Genomic DNA, 16,096 nt, shown 5'->3' with positions numbered 1-16,096 from the left:
TTCGCAGGGCTTGGGAACTTTTTTGTTTATCGTGGTCTCGCCGTTCGTCGCTGAACCCTCATGCGGTACGCTGGACTAATCTGAAAAGCTGGACTGTGTCGTCAACCATTTCGAAAGGGGAGCATCGGCTCATGCAACTGGGAATCGTCGGGCTGGGCCGCATGGGCGGCAATATCGCAAGGCGCCTGATGCGCGCCGGCCACCGCACTGTGGTACACGACCGCAACCGTGAGGCCATCACCGGGCTTGAAGGCGAGGGTGCTCAAGGCGCGCACGACCTCGGTGCGTTGGTACAAAAGCTCAAGGCACCGCGCGCAGTGTGGGTCATGCTGCCGGCCGGTGAGCCGACCGAGCAGACCATCGCCCAACTGGCCGAACTGCTGGAGCCGGGCGATGCGATCATCGACGGCGGCAACACCTTCTACAAGGACGACATGCGCCGCGCTGCTGAACTGGCCAAGCGCGGCCTGCATTACCTGGACGTGGGCACCTCCGGCGGTGTGTGGGGCCTGGACCGTGGCTACTGCATGATGATCGGTGGCGAAAAGGACGTGTTCGAGCGCCTGGAGCCTTTGTTCAAGGCGTTGGCGCCGGGCGTGGGCGACATCCCGCGTACTCATGGCCGCAGCGGTGAGCACCAGCGTGCCGAGCACGGCTATATCCACGCCGGCCCACCCGGCGCCGGGCACTATGTGAAAATGGTGCACAACGGCATCGAATACGGCCTGATGCAGGCCTATGCCGAAGGCTTCGACCTGCTGCGCAGCAAGGGCGGCAACGAACTGCCCGAAGACCAGCGCTTCGACCTGAACGTGGCCGAGATCGCTGAAGTGTGGCGGCGCGGCAGCGTGGTCACTTCGTGGTTGCTCGACCTCACCGCCGATGCCTTGGTGGCCGACCCGCAGCTGTCGCAGTTCAGCGGCTCGGTGTCCGACAGTGGCGAGGGCCGTTGGACCATCGACGCCGCCGTGGAACAGGCCGTGCCGGTGCCGGTGCTGTCCAGCGCGCTGTTCGCCCGCTTCCGCTCGCGTCAGCAGCAGGGCACTTACGGTGACAAGATCCTCTCGGCCATGCGCCTGGGCTTTGGTGGCCATGTCGAGAAAAAAGCCGAATGACCAAACAGACCATTCCTGCTGCACCACCTTGCACCCTGTTTCTGTTCGGCGCCAATGGCGACCTGGTCAAGCGCCTGCTGATGCCGGCGCTTTACAACCTTAGCCGCGACGGCTTGCTGGACCGCAACCTGCGCATTGTCGGCGTCGACCACAATCCGGCCAGCGCCGAGGATTTTGCCGGGCGCCTGCATGCGTTCATGGTCGAGCGGGACAAGGGCACGGCCAAATGCCTGGACGAGAAACTGTGGGCACGCCTGGCCAAGCGCCTGGATTACCAGACCGGCGATTTCCTCGATCCGGCGACCTATCAGGCCATCGCCAAGCGTATCGAAAAGACCAGCCACGGCAATGCGATCTTCTACCTGGCAACCTCGCCGCGTTTTTTCCCCGAAGTGGCCCAGCGCCTGGGGCAGGCCGGGTTGCTCGACGAGTCAGTCGGGGGCTTTCGCCGGGTGGTGGTCGAGAAGCCGTTCGGCACCGACCTGGCCAGCGCCGAGGCGCTCAACGCCTGCCTGCTGAAGGTGATGGGCGAGCGGCAGATCTACCGCATCGACCATTACCTGGGCAAAGAAACGGTGCAGAACATTCTGGTCAGCCGTTTTTCCAACGGCTTGTTCGAATCGTTCTGGAACAACCACTACATCGACCATGTGCAGATCACCGCTGCGGAAACCGTCGGCGTCGAAACCCGTGGCGCGTTCTACGACAGCACCGGGGCCCTGCGCGACATGGTCCCCAACCACTTGTTCCAGTTGCTGGCGATGGTAGCCATGGAGCCCCCCGCAGCGTTCGGTGCTGACGCCGTGCGCAGTGAAAAGGCCAAGGTGGTCGGCGCCATCCGCCCGTGGTCGGCGAAAATGGCCCTGAAAAACTCCGTGCGCGGCCAGTACGTCGCCGGCAAGCAGGGGCGCAAGCCGTTGCCCGGCTACCGCCAGGAGGCCAACGTCGCTGCCGACAGCCAGACCGAAACCTTCGTGGCACTGAAGGTCATGATCGACAACTGGCGCTGGGCCGGCGTGCCGTTCTACCTGCGTACCGGCAAGCGCATGAGCGTGCGCGATACGGAAATCGCCATCTGCTTCAAGCCCGCGCCCTATGCGCAATTCCGCGAGTCGGAGCTGGAGCGGCCCAAGCCCAACTACCTGAAAATCCAGATTCAGCCCAACGAAGGCATGTGGTTCGACCTGCAGGCCAAGCGGCCGGGGCCGGAGCTGGTGATGGAGAACGTCGAGCTGGGCTTTGCCTACAAGGACTTCTTCAAGATGACCCCGGCGACCGGCTACGAGACCTTGATCTACGACTGCCTGACCGGTGACCAGACCCTGTTTCAGCGCGCCGACAACATCGAGAACGGTTGGCGCGCGGTGCAGCCATTTCTCGATGCCTGGGCGCAGGATGGCGAGGTGCATGAGTATCCGGCGGGTGAAGACGGGCCTGAGGCTGGCAACGAACTGCTGGCGCGGGATAAACGCGAGTGGCACCGGTTGGGGTGACATAAAAGGAAAATTGATAGCGCGCTGAACCTGCACCGGGCACAGCGCCCGGTGCGTGACCTGGTGAGTTGCGGCTAGGTGCGTGGTTGCCTGCAATCAGTCTGTGACGCATGGCGTCACATATGTTATTTTGCTTCGTGTGATGCATGGGGTCACACTCTGTCCGTCTCCCAAATGGACGCGGCGAGCTAACCATGATCATCAGTTTTCGACACAAAGGACTGCGAGTCTTTTATGAGACGGGCAACACCCGAGGGATCCAGGCCTTCCACGCGAATCGCTTGAAACGGCAGCTTCAGTTTCTGGATCGTGCCATGGTTGCACAGGATTTGAGCGTCCCAGGCTGGCAGTTGCATCCGCTCAAAGGGGAGCTATCGGACTTCTGGTCAGTCAGTGTGTCAGGTAACTGGAGGCTTACTTTTCGTTTCGTAGGTTCGGATGTCGAACTGGTCGACTACCTCGATTATCACTAGAAAGGAGTGCTGATAATGCCTTTGCACAATCCGCCCCATCCCGGCGAAACCTTACGCGAAGATGTTCTGCCAGCATTGGGGCTCACGGTTAAAGCCTTTGCGGCTCACCTTGGTTTCTCCCGCGAAGCACTCTCGCGGGTGTTGCATGGCCGCGCGGCGATGTCTCCGGATTTGGCAGTGCGTCTGGAGATGGCGGGCATCAGTACTGCCCGCCTGTGGTTGGCTATCCAGGCCGACTACGATATCTGGCAGGCGCGCCACCGCCAGCAGCCCGTGATTACCCGGTTGTTTCAAGCTGCCTGATATCGAAGTCTTGAGCCCCGGAGTAGACTAGGGCAAACCCCTAGGCACGGAGCAAACATGGGCATTCGCGGTAATGATCGGCAGATTGACAACATCGAGTTCAATGTCAGCGACATCGCACGGAGCAAGGCCTTCTATGGCAGCGTGTTCGGCTGGGCGTTCACCGACTACGGGCCTACCTACACCGAGTTTAGCGATGGGCGGTTGACTGGCGGCTTTACCACTGGCGAGCCTGTGACTCCGGGTGGGCCGCTGATCATTCTGTATGCCGACGACCTGGAGGCCACGCAGCAGCGGGTCGAGGCGGCGGGGGCGAAAATCAGCCGGGCAACTTTTGCCTTCCCCGGTGGGCGACGCTTCCACTTCATCGACCCGGACGGTTATGAACTGGCGGTGTGGACGGCCCAGGGCTGATGGCCAACCACAAGATCGAAATCCGCCGGCGCAATATCGAGAAGATTCTGCAGGCGGCGGAAAAGGTGTTCGCCGAAAAAGGCTATGGCGCCACGTCCATGGGCGATATTGCCGAACAGGCCGAGTTGCCGCGCTCCAACCTGCACTATTACTTCAGCACCAAGGACGACCTGTTCCGCGCGGTACTGCAAGACTTGCTGGACGTGTGGAAGCAGGACGCGCTGTGCTTCGAGAACTTCGACGACCCACGCGTGGTGTTGACCAGTTACATCCGCGCGAAGATGGGCCATTCGCGCTCACGGCCATTGGGCTCGAAGATCTGGGCCGAAGAAATGCTGCACGGGGCGCCGGTGTTGGGGGTGAACCTGGATGAAAGCCTGGTGCCCTGGGCCAAGTTGAAAGAGACCAAGATCCGCCGCTGGGTAGAGGAGGGGCGCATTCTGCCGGTGGAGCCGTCGGCGTTGCTGTACATGATCTGGGCTTCGACCCAGCACTATGCTGACTTTGGCTACCAGGTTGAACTGCTCAATGGCGGGGAGATGCTCTCGGACATGGCGTTCGAGAGCGCGGTGCAGACGGTGACCAGTGTGATTTTGCGGGGTATCGGGCTTCAGCCGTGAGGGCATTGTGTTGCCCGGAAGTGAGCTACTACCTGATATTTTTGCCAGTTTCGAAAGTTTTGGCCAGCTCCTAGAGTGACGTGGCAAGTGGCGAGTAACGGCTGCTTGAGTTGGCACTTGTGTTCGGACTGCGTTCGAATGTGCTGGAGCTTACGAGCTGAGAGGGATAAGAAAATGTCCTCAAAAAAAGAGAATTTTGATGCATTTATTGCACTATTAAATGAGAAGGTGCCGGGGTTCAAGAAGTCGGGCGTAGTGTTGAAGGTTTCGGATATTCAGTTGCAGGCTTCGTTGGTACATGGGCATGGGGAAGAGAGCTACGTTGGATCTTCTCTGTTGTACACCGATGAAAAAGTGGTTGTTTTGAGGGTCCCTACTGATGACGGTAAGTTGACACTTTGGTACGGCATTTTATATGACTTCGTCAACGGCTTAAAGGCGGGAGATAAGTTCGCCGAGGACGGCATCAGATGCGCGTTTCTTGGGCCAGGCATCCGCCATGACCAGTCGCTCGAAGGTTCATGTAAGATAATCTGGGTGGATGGGAACATCAAAGAAATTAGTTTTAATGCCACAGGAAGTCGGGATCGCAGTACCATGAAAATGGTAGCCCCCGTTTTAAGAAGCAAGTGAACGTGTCGGCCAAGCAAGCGTGCAGTGATGAGGATGCCTCGTAAAAACTTGCCGTTATGAAGGAATAACGGCAAGTCCTCAGACCCGTTGCAGAACCTCTTGACGGAATGCGAGGGCAGCCCCAACCCCCTAGCTGGCCTCTCTATAGGGATTACGCGGATCCTGCGTCCAGTTCATGTACGGCTTGCCAGTCTCCTGCGCCTCCATCTCGATGCAGTTTTCCACCGGGCAGGTGATCTGGCACAGGTTGCAGCCCACGCATTCCTCTTCGATCACACTGTAGGCATGCGTGCCGTCAGCCTTCAGCGTGCTGGTAATGGCCTGGTGAGACGTATCCTCACAGGCTATATGGCAACGCCCGCAGCCAATGCACGCCTCCTGGTCGATATGGGCCACCGATTTGTAGTTGATGTCCAGGTACTTCCAGTCAGTGGTGTGCCCCACCGCCTGCCCGCGAAACGCCTCGATGTTGGCGTGCCCATGCTGGTCCATCCAGCGCGCCAGGCCGTCCTTCATGTCCTCGACAATGCGGAACCCGTGCAGCATCGCCGCCGTGCACACCTGCACGGCGCCGCTGCCCAGGGCCATGAACTCTGCCGCATCACGCCAGTTGCCGATGCCGCCAATGCCGCAGATCGGCAAGCCACGCGTTTCCGGGTCGCGGGCGATTTCCGCCACCATGTTCAGTGCAATCGGCTTGACCGCCGAGCCGCAGTAACCGCCGTGGGTGCTCTGGTCCCCCACGATGGGGTGGGCGACCATGCGGTCCAGGTCGACACTGGTGATGGAGTTGATGGTGTTGATCAACGACACCGCATCGGCCCCGCCCCGGTGCGCGGCACGGGCCGATTGGCGGATGTCGGTGATGTTCGGCGTAAGCTTCACGATCACCGGCAGCGAGCAGTGCGTCTTGCACCAGCGGGTGACCATTTCCACGTACTCCGGCACCTGGCCGACCGCCGCACCCATACCCCGTTCAGGCATGCCGTGCGGGCAACCGAAGTTCAGCTCGATGCCGTCGGCCCCGGTGGCCTCCACCAGTGGCAGGATGAACTTCCACGACTCCTCCACGCACGGCACCATCAGTGACACGATCAATGCGCGATCGGGCCAGTCCTTCTTCACCTGGGTGATTTCGCGCAGGTTGATGTCCAGCGAACGGTCGGTGATCAACTCGATGTTGTTGATGCCCTGTACCTGGCGGTTGGCGCCGTAGTGTGCGGAATACCGCGACGACACGTTGACCGCCGCCGGGTCCTCGCCCAGGGTTTTCCACACCACGCCGCCCCAGCCGGCCTCGAAGGCGCGGACCACGTTGTAGGCTTTGTCGGTGGGCGGCGCGGAAGCCAGCCAGAACGGGTTGGGTGCCTTGATACCGGCAAACACGATAGACAAGTCGGCCATTTACGCTGCCTCCACGTTGAGCATGAGTCGGGCATGGATGGCTTCGGCGGCCAGCTTGCCGTGCTGTACGGCCTGGACGGTGAGGTCCTGGCCCAGGGCGGTGCAGTCGCCGCCGGCATACACGCCCGGCAGGCTGGTTTGCAGGGTTTCGTCGACACGGATGCGCTCACCCTCGCGGGCTAGTTGTGCGGCCACCGGATCACCGAGGCTGGCGTCGTCGAAGCGTTGGCCGATGGCCTTGAAGATGGCATCGGCGGCCAGCTCGAAGGTTTCGCCAGTGTCGCGCAGGCGGCCGTCGGCCAGCTCGGTGCGGGCAAAGCGCATGCCGCGCACCTTGCCAGCCTCATCCAGCAGTACGGCATCGGGGCGGGCCCAAGTGTGCAGGCGCACCTGGTTGGCCTTGGCAATGTCTTGCTCGTGGCCGGTGGCGCCCATGTCGGTGTGGCCACGGCGATACACCAGGTTGACGTCGCGGGCGCCCAGGCGGCTCATCTGCACGGCCATGTCGATGGCGGTGTTGCCGGCACCGATCACCAGGCAGCGGTCGGCCAAGGGCAGTTGGCTCAGGTCATCGGCCTGGCGCAGCTCGCGGATGTACGCAGTGGCGGCGAGCAGGCCGGGAGCTTCTTCATCGGGCAGGCCCAGCTGGCGCACCGCATTCAGGCCGAGGCCGAGGAACACCGCGTCGTATTGGTCGCGCAACTCGCCCAGGCTGAGGTTGCCGCCCAGGCGCTGGCCATGGCGGATTTCGATGCCACCGATGCCTAGCAGGAATTCCACTTCACGTTGCGCATAGTCGTCGACCAGTTTGTAGCGGGCGATGCCGTACTCGTTGAGGCCGCCAGCCTTGTCACAGGCCTCGAACACCACCACGTCATGCCCGTGCATGGCCAGGCGATGGGCACAGGACAGCCCGGCAGGCCCGGCACCGACCACGGCGATGCGCTTGCCGGTAGCCGGGGAACGCTTGAACGGGTGTTCGGTGAAGTGGGCGTTGTCCAGGGCGTAGCGCTGAAGCTGGCCGATCAGTACCGGTGCACACTCCTGCGCGTTGTTGCGCACGCAGGCTTGCTGGCAGAGGATTTCGGTGGGGCATACACGGGCGCAGCTGCCGCCGAGGATGTTGGCGGAGAGGATGCGCTCGGCGGCGCCTTGCAGGTTTTCGTCACTGATGCGGTGGATGAACGAGGGGATGTCGATGTCGCTGGGGCACGCGTTGACGCAGGGCGCGTCGTAGCAGTACAGGCAGCGCGCGCTTTCGACTGCGGCCTGGCGAGCGGTGAGGGGTGGGGCCAGGTCGCTGAAGCGCTCGGCCAACTGGTCGGCACCGGCCCTTGGGCGCGGCAAGTGGTTCAGGGCGTCGATCACGGTTGTAGCCTCTCTATTTTTATAAGTGGCTTGGAATGGGGGCGCGGTGCGCCCCAATCGCCGGCAAGCCAGCTCCCACAGGTACAGTGATGTCCTTGAGGCTGGTGCTATCCCTGTGAGAGCTGGTTTTTCAGGAAAGTCATGCCTGTGAGAGCAGCACTATTCCTGTGGGAGCTGGCTTGCCTGCGATGGGCTGCATAGCAGCCCCAATAGCCTCAGCGCTGTACCGGAGTCGGGCGCTGATGCTCGGCCCTGCGCTCCAGCACCTCATACACCGACGGGTACGCCGGCCGTTCCACATACCGCCCCGCGCCCGCTTCGGCGCGCAGGTCGCCATCGGCCCACAGCACCTTGCCCTGGCTGATGGTGTGGCTGGGGATGCCACGCACGGTGCGGCCTTCGAAGATGTTGAAGTCCACCCGCTGGTGGTGGGTCTGGGCGGAGATGGTGCGGGTGCCCTGCGGGTCCCACAGCACCAGGTCGGCGTCGGCGCCAACACGGATGGCACCCTTGCGCGGGAACAGGTTGAAGATCTTCGCCGTGTTGGTGGAGGTGAGCGCAACGAACTCATGCATCGACAAACGCCCGCTGTTCACCCCGGCATCCCACAGCACTGCCATGCGATCCTCGATACCCGCGGTGCCGTTGGGAATACGGCTGAAGTCGTCGCGGCCCATGGCTTTCTGCTCGGCGCAGAAGCAGCAGTGGTCGGTGGCGGTGGTGTGCAGGTTGCCCGACTGCAAGCCCCGCCACAGGGCTTCCTGGTGCTCACGCGGGCGGAACGGCGGGCTCATCACGTAGCCGGCTGCAGTGGCCCAGTCCGGGTCACGGTAGACGCTGTCATCCAGCAGCAGGTGGCCGGGCAGCACCTCGCCATACACCGGTTGGCCCTTGCCCCGGGCATAGGCAATTTCATCCAGTGCCTCGCGGCTGGAAACATGCACCAGGTACAGCGGCGTGCCGAGGGTTTCGGCAATGCGGATGGCGCGGCTGGCCGCCTCGCCCTCGACCTGGGACGGGCGCGACAGCGGGTGGGCTTCCGGCCCGGTCAGGCCTTGGGCCAGCAGTTTTTTCTGCAGGTGGTACACCAGTTCGCCGTTTTCGGCATGCACGGTCGGCACGGCACCCAGTTGCAGGCAGCGCTCGAAGCTGGCCACCAGGGTGTCGTCGGCGGCCATGATGGCGTTCTTGTAGGCCATGAAGTGCTTGAAACTGTTCACCCCGTGCTTGGCCACCAGCTCGCCCATCTCTTCGGCCACCTGCTCGCTCCACCAGGTGATGGCGACGTGGAAGCCATAGTCGCTGGCGCTTTTCTGTGCCCAGCCGCGCCAGGTGTGGAAGGCCTCCAGCAGCGATTGCTGCGGATTGGGGATGACGAAATCGATGATCGAGGTGGTGCCACCAGCAAGGCCCGCAGCGGTGCCGCTGAAGAAGTCCTCGCTGGCCACGGTGCCCATGAACGGCAACTGCATGTGGGTGTGCGGGTCGATGCCGCCGGGCATCAGGTACTGGCCACTGCCGTCGAGAATCTCGCAGTCGGTCGGGGGTTCGAGGTTTTGCCCGATGGCGCGGATCAGGCCATCGGCACACAGGACATCGGCGGGGTAACTCTCTTCGTGGGTAACCACGGTGGCGCCACGGATCAACAGGGACATGCCGTTTTCCTCGCAGGCTGACCGGTCTGGGCCGGTTCTTGGAATTGTCACGGGTGCAGGGCGGGCAGGGCGGTTAATCCTGTCAGGCCTGACAAGATTCGAGGCTAGATGCTGATCCGTGATTCATCAAGAAAATTTTCCTATTATTTTTGTGGTTTTTAAGTAACTGATATTTAAAGATTAATAATTCAGTTAGCGCTGGTTGCGGGGCTTTCGGAGGTTTTTGACTTACTTGACAAGATGAAAATCTGGTCGAGATTTTTAAGCACGATTACGCGTGCGTACTCCGGCCATCGAATTAGCCCGATGAGCAAACAACTAAAAGAAAATCTGGAGAAGGGCCCATGCAACAGAGCAGATCGGAAGTGGTCGAGCAAGATGGCCTGTTCGAGCTGTCCGAGGGCAGTGATGTCCTCGACAGCCCGCGTTATAACCACGACATCGCGCCCACCAAAGTGCACCAGCGCACCTGGAACAAATGGCACATCACTGCCCTGTGGGTAGGCATGTCCATCTGCGTGCCCACCTACACGTTGGGCGGCGTGCTCACGGCTTACTTCGGCCTCAGCGTGGGCGAGGCGTTGCTGGCTATCCTGCTGGCCAACGTGATCGTGCTGATTCCGCTTACCCTCAACGCGTTTCCCGGCACCAAGTACGGCATCCCGTTTCCGGTGCTGTTGCGCTCGTCCTTCGGCATTCTCGGCTCCAATGTGCCGTGCCTGATCCGCGCGGTGGTCGCGTGCGGTTGGTTCGGTATCCAGACGATGTTCGGCGGGCTGGCCATCCACCTGTTCCTGGGCTCGGTGTTCGATGGCTGGAAGGCTTTGGGCGGTACCGGCGAGGTGATCGGCTTCATGATTTTCTGGTGCCTGAACCTGTGGGTGGTGCTGCGCGGCGCCGAGTCGATCAAGTGGCTGGAAACACTATCGGCACCGCTGCTGGTGGCGGTGGGCGTCGGGCTGCTGTTCTGGGCGTTGCCGCACATGTCGATGACCGAACTGCTGGCCCAGCCACCCAAGCGCCCGGAAGGGGCGAGCGTGGTCAGTTACTTCTGCGCTGGGCTTACCGCCATGGTCGGCTTCTGGGCCACGTTGTCGCTGAACATTCCCGACTTCAGCCGTTACGCCCGCAGCCAGAAAGACCAGATCCTGGGGCAGATCTTCGGCCTGCCGCTGACCATGTTCCTGTTCGCTTCGCTGGGTGTGGTGCTGACCGCTGCCTCGGCGTCGCTGGTGGGCGAAACGGTGTCCGACCCGGTCAGTCTGATCGGCAAGATCCACAGCCCGTTCTGGGTGGCCCTGGCCATGGCGCTGATCGTGATCGCCACGCTGTCGACCAACACCGCCGCCAACATCGTGTCACCGACCAACGACTTCCAGAACATTGCCCCTCGCCTGATCGGGCGCAGCCGTGCGGTATGGCTGACCGGCTTCATCGGTTTGGCGTTGATGGGGCATGAGCTGCTGAAAAAATTGGGCTGGATCGTCTCCGACCTGAGCCTGGAGAGCGTGTATTCCAACTGGTTGCTTGGCTATTCCAGCCTGCTCGGGCCGATTGCCGGGATCATGGTGGTGGATTACTTCCTGATCCGCCGACAGCAGCTGGACCTGGCCGGGCTGTACCGGGATGACGTGTACCCGGCGTGGAACTGGGCCGGGTTTGCCGCCTTTGCCTTGCCGGTGGCGCTGACCGTGATGGCCATTGGCAACAGCAGTTTTAGCTGGTTTTACGACTACGGCTGGTTCACCGGCTCGCTGCTGGGTGGGGGGCTGTATTACGTCTTCGCCAGCATGGCGGCGCGCAATCCGGCGCGGCTGGCGAAGCCATTACCTTGAGACCTCACTGGCCCTATCGCCGGCAAGCCAGCTCCCACAGGTACGGCGTAGCGCTCGAAACCTGTGGTGGTCCTGTGGGAGCTGGCTTGCCGGCGATAGGGCCCTGACAGACAACAAAAAAGCCTGAAGGAGAAACCCGTGACTCCAGTCCAAGACATCCTCAAGACCACCGCTCACCACGTCGACAGCACCCGCCTGTGGCAATCGCTGATGGACCTGGCACGCCTCGGCGCCACCGTGAAAGGGGGCGTTTGCCGCCTGGCCCTGACCGACCTCGACCGCCAGGCCCGCGACCTGTTCGTGCAGTGGTGCGAGGCCGCCGGTTGCACGGTCAGCATCGACGCCGTCGGCAACATCTTTGCCCGCCGCCCCGGGCGTAACCCCAAGCTGCCCCCGGTGATGACCGGCAGCCATATCGACACTCAGCCTACGGGCGGCAAGTTCGATGGGTGCTTCGGGGTGATGGCCGGGCTGGAGGTGATCCGTACCCTCAACGATTTGGGGTTGGAAACCGAAGCACCGCTGGAAGTCGTGGTGTGGACCAACGAAGAGGGCTCACGTTTTGCGCCATGCATGATGGGCTCGGGGGTGTTTGCCGGCAAGTTCACTCTGGAAGAAACCCTGGCCAAGCGCGATGCCCAGGGTGTGAGCGTTGGCGAGGCCTTGAATGCCATCGGTTATGCGGGCCCTCGTGCAGTGCTGGGCCACCCGGTGGGGGCGTATTTCGAAGCGCATATCGAGCAGGGGCCCATCCTCGAAGATCAGGCCAAGACCATCGGCGTGGTGCTGGGTGCCCTGGGCCAGAAGTGGTTCGATCTGACACTGCGTGGTGTCGAGGCCCATGCCGGCCCGACGCCCATGCACCTGCGCAAGGATGCATTGGTCGGTGCCGCTGCGGTAGTGGAAGCGGTCAACCGCACCGCCCTCGGCCATCAGCCCCATGCCTGCGGCACCGTGGGATGCCTGCAGGCGTACCCCGGGTCGCGTAACGTGATCCCGGGTGAAGTGCGCATGACCCTGGACTTCCGCCATCTGGAGGGCGAGCAGCTGAGTGCGATGATTGCCGAGGTGCGCGGGGTGATCGAGGCCACCTGTGCCAAGCATGGCCTGAGCCATGAACTGGTACCCACGGCGGACTTCCCGGCGCTGTACTTCGACAAGGACTGTGTCGATGCGGTGCGCGAGTCGGCCAAGGCATTGGGCCTGCCGCACATGGACATCGTCAGCGGTGCGGGGCATGACGCGATCTTCCTGGCCGAGCTAGGGCCGGCGGGGATGATTTTCGTGCCGTGCGAAAACGGCATCAGCCACAACGAGATCGAGAACGCCACGCCGGATGACCTGGCGGCAGGGTGCGCGGTATTGCTGCGGGCGATGCTGGCGGCATCGGAGGCCATTGCCAGCGGGCGCTTGGCTGCGTAGTACCGTAACGTCAGGCAGGTAGCGGCTGCGCAAGGCCAGACAAAAACGCCGCTATCTGCTGCTCCCCACGCAAATGCACCACTGGAACCTGCGGACCAATGGCTTGGCGGTTCGCTTCGATCCCTGGCCGATAACCCCGGTCGAACGTCCACACAAACTTCAGGAAACCCAGAAACGCCCGGTCCAGCCGTTCGGTACACCCGGCCGGCAGGTCCGGCCGTGGCTTGTTCAGTACGCTGCGAAGGATTACCCGCTTCAGGCAGGTCAGCCGTGGCGTATCCAGCCAGATGACGAGGTCGGCCCGTGGCAAGCGCAGGTCGAACGTGCGGCGGCTGTAGTTGCCCTCGCACACCCACGCATTCCCGGCAACCGCATCGCGTACCCTGTTGCGGAAAGTCTCGGCATCCGGTTCTACCCAATCAGCCTCCCAGAACAAGGTGTCGAGGTGTACCACCGGCACGCCCAAGCGGGCGCCTATCTGCCGAGCGAGGGTCGACTTACCACTGCCGGCGTTGCCCAGAATCATGATGCGTTGCATGGCCAAGTCCTTTTGGAAAAACCGGCAATCCTAATTCATTCGGCCCGCTCAAGACAGCCATCGCGTCCTATGTGATAGCGCTGCAGGTCCCGCGCCAGGACCAGTTGCCCGTGGTAGTGGGCGAGGGCTTCGTCACGCACGTTATCGATATTCGGGCTGCGTCTGGGATCGCTCTGGTAGCGGGCGCTGAAGTGCGTCAGCACCAGGTTGCGCACGCCTGCCGCTTCGGCAAAGTGCGCTACCGCTGCTGCGGTGCTGTGGCCGAAGGTGACCCCGGTGCGCTCGACCACTGCCTGGGTGAACGTGGCTTCGTGCACCAGCACATCCGCGCCTTTGGCGGCATCGGCCAGCAATTCCGGGTTGTCGTTGTCTCCGCACACGATCACCCGGCGCGGCGGGCGCGAAGGGCGCAAGTAGTCGTTACCGTCCAGCCACTGCCCGCCATGCTGCGTCTTCAGGCCTTTGGCCAGCTCGCCCCACAGTGGACCGCGTGGAATGCCTTCGGCTTCCAGGCGCTGGATGTCCAGGCGCGGCTCGGGGTTGAGTTCGGTGAACACGAAAGCAACGCTCGGTACCCGGTGTGACAACTGCACGGTGGTCACTTGCAGGGTCTCGCTGCGCCATTCGGCGACGTCCTCCACGGCCAGCAGGCGCAGTTCGAAGGGCAGGAAGGTGTCGCTGGCCAACAGGCCCTGACGTACCCAGTCATGCAGTGCGGCGGGCAAAATCAGCTCCAGCGGCTGGGTGCGCCCGCTCATCCCGGCACTGGCCAGCAGGCCTGGCAGGCCAAAGCAATGGTCGCCGTGCACATGGGTGATGAAAATGGCACGCAAGTCACGGATCGACAGCGGCGTGTGCAGCAACTGATGCTGGGTGCCTTCGCCGCAGTCGACCAGGTACCAGTGGCTGCCACTGGCTTCGATCACGGCAGTGGCGCTGACGTTGCGCGCCTTGGTCGGCACCCCGGCAGAGGTGCCCAGGAACAGCAGGTCCATGCTCAGGGCTCCTGATTCAGTCCAGCAGCGACAGGTTGCGCAGCATCACCTGCAGCCCCTGTGGCACCAGTGGGCCGATGCGAGCGAAGTCGGCGCTGTTGCACCAGCGGGCGCGGAACGGGCTGTTGTCCGACTCGTGGCCGTCCAGCCAGTCTTGCTCGTACAGGCTGGCGTCATCGAAGCGCGCATCGTACACCTGCACAATCTCATGCCCCGGCTTGCCGGCATAGGTGAACAGGCTTTCGAGGGTGCCGAGCAGTCTTGCATCGCTGATCGGCTGGCCCAGTTCTTCATGGATTTCCCGGGCAATGGCATCCTGGGCCAACTCACCGAACTCGACGCCACCTCCCAAGGGGCGGCACAGCGTCTGGCCGGTGGCCGGGTCGTCAAACACGTTAACCAGGATCTTGCCCTGGTGATGGAACACGCACAGGGCCAGAAAACGGATACGGGGTACTTGCAGCGGTTGAGTGCTCAACGGGCTCGTTCCTTCGAGTCGATAAAGGGCGCACACCTTAGCCGGATTGCCGCATGCCGTCGATGGTGAGCTAGTCTGCCTGCCGCCAGATGAGCTTGCTGGTGTCATAGCCTTGCTCCCGCGCGATGCTCAGCAGTTGCTCGCGTTGCTGGTCGGTGACCGCCGGCGTGCGCGACAGCAGCCACAGGTACTCACGGTCGGGGTGGCCGACCAACGCCACGCGGTAGTCCTTGTCGTGGTACAGCACCCAGTATTCGCCCTTGGTCAGGCCGGGGGCCAGGCGGCTGAACCAGTTGTCGAAGCGTACCCACAGCTTGTCGGTGCTGCCCGGTTGCTGGGCCTCGGCGACACCTTTGGCTTCATTCCACTGGCCGTCCTTCTCCTGGCAACGGTTGGTCACGTCGATGCGGCCATCGGTACGCAGGCCATAGTGCGCCTCGGACTGCACGCAGTTGCGCTGGAAGAACATCGGCAGCCGCGCCAGTTCGTACCAGGTGCCCTGATAGCGTTGCAGGTCGACCTGCTGGGTACGCGGCGGCGCCGGGTGATCGTTGCCGGCGCAACCGAGCAGGGCCAGGGTGATGCAGGACAGCAGCAACGGGGTGCGTAGTGCCATGGTGAACCTCCTTGGAACGGATGGGGGCTTACCTGTGTTTCGATGCGGGCGCGGGGCAAAAGTTGTACGGAATTTCCCTTATTCGAACGAGCCGGTCTGCACCTGGCCTGCGCGCACGTAGCGGGCGATGACCACGCCCTTGGGTGAAACCTGCGAGTGCTGCAAGGCGAAGGCCGCTGCGGCCGCGTCGTTACCGAACAGGCGTTTGCCGTGGCCAAGCAGCAGCGGATGGATCAGCAACTGCAGCTCATCGACCAGGCCTGCCGCCAGCAGTTGCTGCACCAGTTCGGCGCTGCCTTGGGTCAGCAGGTCGGCGCCGTCCTGCTGTTTAAGTGTGCGTACCGCCGCAGCGATGTCCGCGCCCAGGGCGTGGCTGTTGTGCCAGTCGAGGGTGCCTGGGTTATGGGTGGCCACATGCTTGGGCACACGGTTGAACAGGTTGGCGATGGAGAAATCTTCCGAGTCGTCTTTTATCTTTGGCCAGTAGCCCGCGAAGATGTCATAGGTACGCCGGCCCAGCAGCAGCTCGAAGGGCTGGCTGAACAGCGCCTGCATCGCCTGGCCGAAGACTTCCTCGGCGTAGGGGACGATCCAGCCGCCGTAGGTGAAGCCACCGCTGGTGTCTTCCTGCGGGCCGCCGGGGGCTTGCATGACGCCGTCGAGGCTGATGAAGGCGGCTACGATGAGTTTGCGCATGGGGACTCTCCGGTCGGCAGCCCGATGGCTGCTTTCAT

At 62.5% G+C, this 16,096-nt stretch carries 17 protein-coding genes; 9 read left to right on the top strand and 8 right to left on the bottom strand.

Going from position 1 to position 16,096, the window contains the following annotated elements:
• Positions 1-107 precede the first annotated feature (107 nt).
• The 7 genes from gnd to QQ992_RS18675 all read left to right on the top strand — a co-directional run bounded on the left by gnd (position 108) and on the right by QQ992_RS18675 (position 5,051).
• Positions 108-1,115, top strand: a complete 1,008-nt coding sequence (gene gnd / locus QQ992_RS18705) for a phosphogluconate dehydrogenase (NAD(+)-dependent, decarboxylating) (RefSeq protein ID WP_232888343.1) — start codon at positions 108-110, stop codon at positions 1,113-1,115.
• On the top strand, positions 1,112-2,608 hold the full coding sequence (zwf, locus tag QQ992_RS18700) for a glucose-6-phosphate dehydrogenase (protein ID WP_286110663.1): 1,497 nt from the start codon (positions 1,112-1,114) through the stop codon (positions 2,606-2,608). Before gnd ends, zwf begins: the two co-directional genes overlap by 4 nt.
• A 194-nt stretch (positions 2,609-2,802) precedes the next feature.
• On the top strand, positions 2,803-3,081 hold the full coding sequence (locus QQ992_RS18695; RefSeq protein WP_286110662.1) for a type II toxin-antitoxin system RelE/ParE family toxin: 279 nt from the start codon (positions 2,803-2,805) through the stop codon (positions 3,079-3,081).
• A gap of 15 nt (positions 3,082-3,096) precedes the next feature.
• Positions 3,097-3,384 carry a HigA family addiction module antitoxin gene (locus tag QQ992_RS18690; RefSeq protein ID WP_286110661.1) on the top strand — a complete coding sequence of 96 codons (288 nt, stop codon included), beginning with the start codon at positions 3,097-3,099 and terminating at the stop codon, positions 3,382-3,384.
• A gap of 57 nt (positions 3,385-3,441) precedes the next feature.
• A complete protein-coding gene (locus QQ992_RS18685) occupies positions 3,442-3,798 on the top strand; it encodes a VOC family protein (protein ID WP_286110660.1) in 357 nt (118 codons plus the stop codon).
• A complete protein-coding gene (locus tag QQ992_RS18680) occupies positions 3,798-4,418 on the top strand; it encodes a TetR/AcrR family transcriptional regulator (protein WP_119369502.1) in 621 nt (206 codons plus the stop codon). The genes QQ992_RS18685 and QQ992_RS18680 overlap by 1 nt, the downstream gene beginning before the upstream one ends.
• A 174-nt stretch (positions 4,419-4,592) precedes the next feature.
• The gene (locus tag QQ992_RS18675) at positions 4,593-5,051 is read left to right on the top strand and encodes a hypothetical protein (protein ID WP_286110658.1); all 459 of its coding nucleotides are present in this window, start codon (positions 4,593-4,595) and stop codon (positions 5,049-5,051) included.
• Positions 5,052-5,180: 129 nt separating this feature from the next.
• Here QQ992_RS18675 and preA read toward each other — a convergent pair whose 3' ends face one another.
• The 3 genes from preA to hydA form a co-directional block, all read right to left on the bottom strand.
• On the bottom strand, positions 5,181-6,455 hold the full coding sequence (gene preA, locus QQ992_RS18670) for an NAD-dependent dihydropyrimidine dehydrogenase subunit PreA (RefSeq protein ID WP_286110657.1): 1,275 nt from the start codon (positions 6,453-6,455) through the stop codon (positions 5,181-5,183).
• Positions 6,456-7,823 (bottom strand): NAD(P)-dependent oxidoreductase, encoded by a 1,368-nt coding sequence (locus QQ992_RS18665; RefSeq protein WP_286110656.1) that lies wholly within the window; start codon positions 7,821-7,823, stop codon positions 6,456-6,458.
• 215 nt (positions 7,824-8,038) lie between these two features.
• Positions 8,039-9,478, bottom strand: coding sequence for a dihydropyrimidinase (gene hydA / locus QQ992_RS18660; RefSeq protein WP_025753444.1), 1,440 nt, complete (start codon positions 9,476-9,478; stop codon positions 8,039-8,041).
• Positions 9,479-9,822: 344 nt separating this feature from the next.
• Between hydA and QQ992_RS18655 the strand changes: the two genes are divergently transcribed.
• Both QQ992_RS18655 and QQ992_RS18650 read left to right on the top strand, forming a co-directional pair.
• The gene (locus QQ992_RS18655; RefSeq protein ID WP_286110655.1) at positions 9,823-11,313 is read left to right on the top strand and encodes an NCS1 family nucleobase:cation symporter-1; all 1,491 of its coding nucleotides are present in this window, start codon (positions 9,823-9,825) and stop codon (positions 11,311-11,313) included.
• 138 nt (positions 11,314-11,451) lie between these two features.
• Positions 11,452-12,735 carry a Zn-dependent hydrolase gene (locus tag QQ992_RS18650; RefSeq protein ID WP_286110654.1) on the top strand — a complete coding sequence of 428 codons (1,284 nt, stop codon included), beginning with the start codon at positions 11,452-11,454 and terminating at the stop codon, positions 12,733-12,735.
• A gap of 10 nt (positions 12,736-12,745) precedes the next feature.
• Here QQ992_RS18650 and QQ992_RS18645 read toward each other — a convergent pair whose 3' ends face one another.
• From QQ992_RS18645 to QQ992_RS18625, 5 genes are all read right to left on the bottom strand, one after another.
• Complete coding sequence (locus QQ992_RS18645; protein ID WP_286110653.1) at positions 12,746-13,273, bottom strand: P-loop NTPase family protein; 528 nt, start codon at positions 13,271-13,273, stop codon at positions 12,746-12,748.
• Between the two features lie 35 nt (positions 13,274-13,308).
• A complete protein-coding gene (locus tag QQ992_RS18640; protein ID WP_286110652.1) occupies positions 13,309-14,268 on the bottom strand; it encodes a ribonuclease Z in 960 nt (319 codons plus the stop codon).
• 16 nt (positions 14,269-14,284) lie between these two features.
• Positions 14,285-14,731, bottom strand: a complete 447-nt coding sequence (locus tag QQ992_RS18635) for an NUDIX hydrolase (RefSeq protein WP_182774192.1) — start codon at positions 14,729-14,731, stop codon at positions 14,285-14,287.
• Between the two features lie 85 nt (positions 14,732-14,816).
• Positions 14,817-15,362, bottom strand: coding sequence for a lipocalin family protein (locus QQ992_RS18630; RefSeq protein WP_286110651.1), 546 nt, complete (start codon positions 15,360-15,362; stop codon positions 14,817-14,819).
• 78 nt (positions 15,363-15,440) lie between these two features.
• Entirely contained in the window at positions 15,441-16,058 is a 618-nt protein-coding gene (locus tag QQ992_RS18625; protein WP_286110650.1) for a dihydrofolate reductase family protein, read from the bottom strand.
• Positions 16,059-16,096: the final 38 nt, after the last annotated feature.

This window comes from Pseudomonas kurunegalensis (assembly GCF_030291635.1).
Taxonomy (GTDB): Bacteria; Pseudomonadota; Gammaproteobacteria; order Pseudomonadales; family Pseudomonadaceae; genus Aquipseudomonas; species Aquipseudomonas monteilii.
The sequence above is the reverse complement of the archived record's forward strand: the minus strand, read 5'-3'. Positions and strand labels throughout refer to the sequence as shown.

Excerpts from the sequence above, each read along its gene's own strand:
- zwf (WP_286110663.1), top strand. The coding sequence starts at position 1,112 with ATGACCAAACAGACCATTCCTGCTGCACCACCTTGCACCCTGTTTCTG.
- QQ992_RS18695 (WP_286110662.1), top strand. The coding sequence starts at position 2,803 with ATGATCATCAGTTTTCGACACAAAGGACTGCGAGTCTTTTATGAGACG.
- QQ992_RS18690 (WP_286110661.1), top strand. The coding sequence starts at position 3,097 with ATGCCTTTGCACAATCCGCCCCATCCCGGCGAAACCTTACGCGAAGAT.
- QQ992_RS18685 (WP_286110660.1), top strand. The coding sequence starts at position 3,442 with ATGGGCATTCGCGGTAATGATCGGCAGATTGACAACATCGAGTTCAAT.
- QQ992_RS18680 (WP_119369502.1), top strand. The coding sequence starts at position 3,798 with ATGGCCAACCACAAGATCGAAATCCGCCGGCGCAATATCGAGAAGATT.
- QQ992_RS18675 (WP_286110658.1), top strand. The coding sequence starts at position 4,593 with ATGTCCTCAAAAAAAGAGAATTTTGATGCATTTATTGCACTATTAAAT.
- preA (WP_286110657.1), bottom strand. The coding sequence starts at position 6,455 with ATGGCCGACTTGTCTATCGTGTTTGCCGGTATCAAGGCACCCAACCCG.
- hydA (WP_025753444.1), bottom strand. The coding sequence starts at position 9,478 with ATGTCCCTGTTGATCCGTGGCGCCACCGTGGTTACCCACGAAGAGAGT.
- QQ992_RS18655 (WP_286110655.1), top strand. The coding sequence starts at position 9,823 with ATGCAACAGAGCAGATCGGAAGTGGTCGAGCAAGATGGCCTGTTCGAG.
- QQ992_RS18645 (WP_286110653.1), bottom strand. The coding sequence starts at position 13,273 with ATGCAACGCATCATGATTCTGGGCAACGCCGGCAGTGGTAAGTCGACC.
- QQ992_RS18640 (WP_286110652.1), bottom strand. The coding sequence starts at position 14,268 with ATGGACCTGCTGTTCCTGGGCACCTCTGCCGGGGTGCCGACCAAGGCG.
- QQ992_RS18630 (WP_286110651.1), bottom strand. The coding sequence starts at position 15,362 with ATGGCACTACGCACCCCGTTGCTGCTGTCCTGCATCACCCTGGCCCTG.
- QQ992_RS18625 (WP_286110650.1), bottom strand. The coding sequence starts at position 16,058 with ATGCGCAAACTCATCGTAGCCGCCTTCATCAGCCTCGACGGCGTCATG.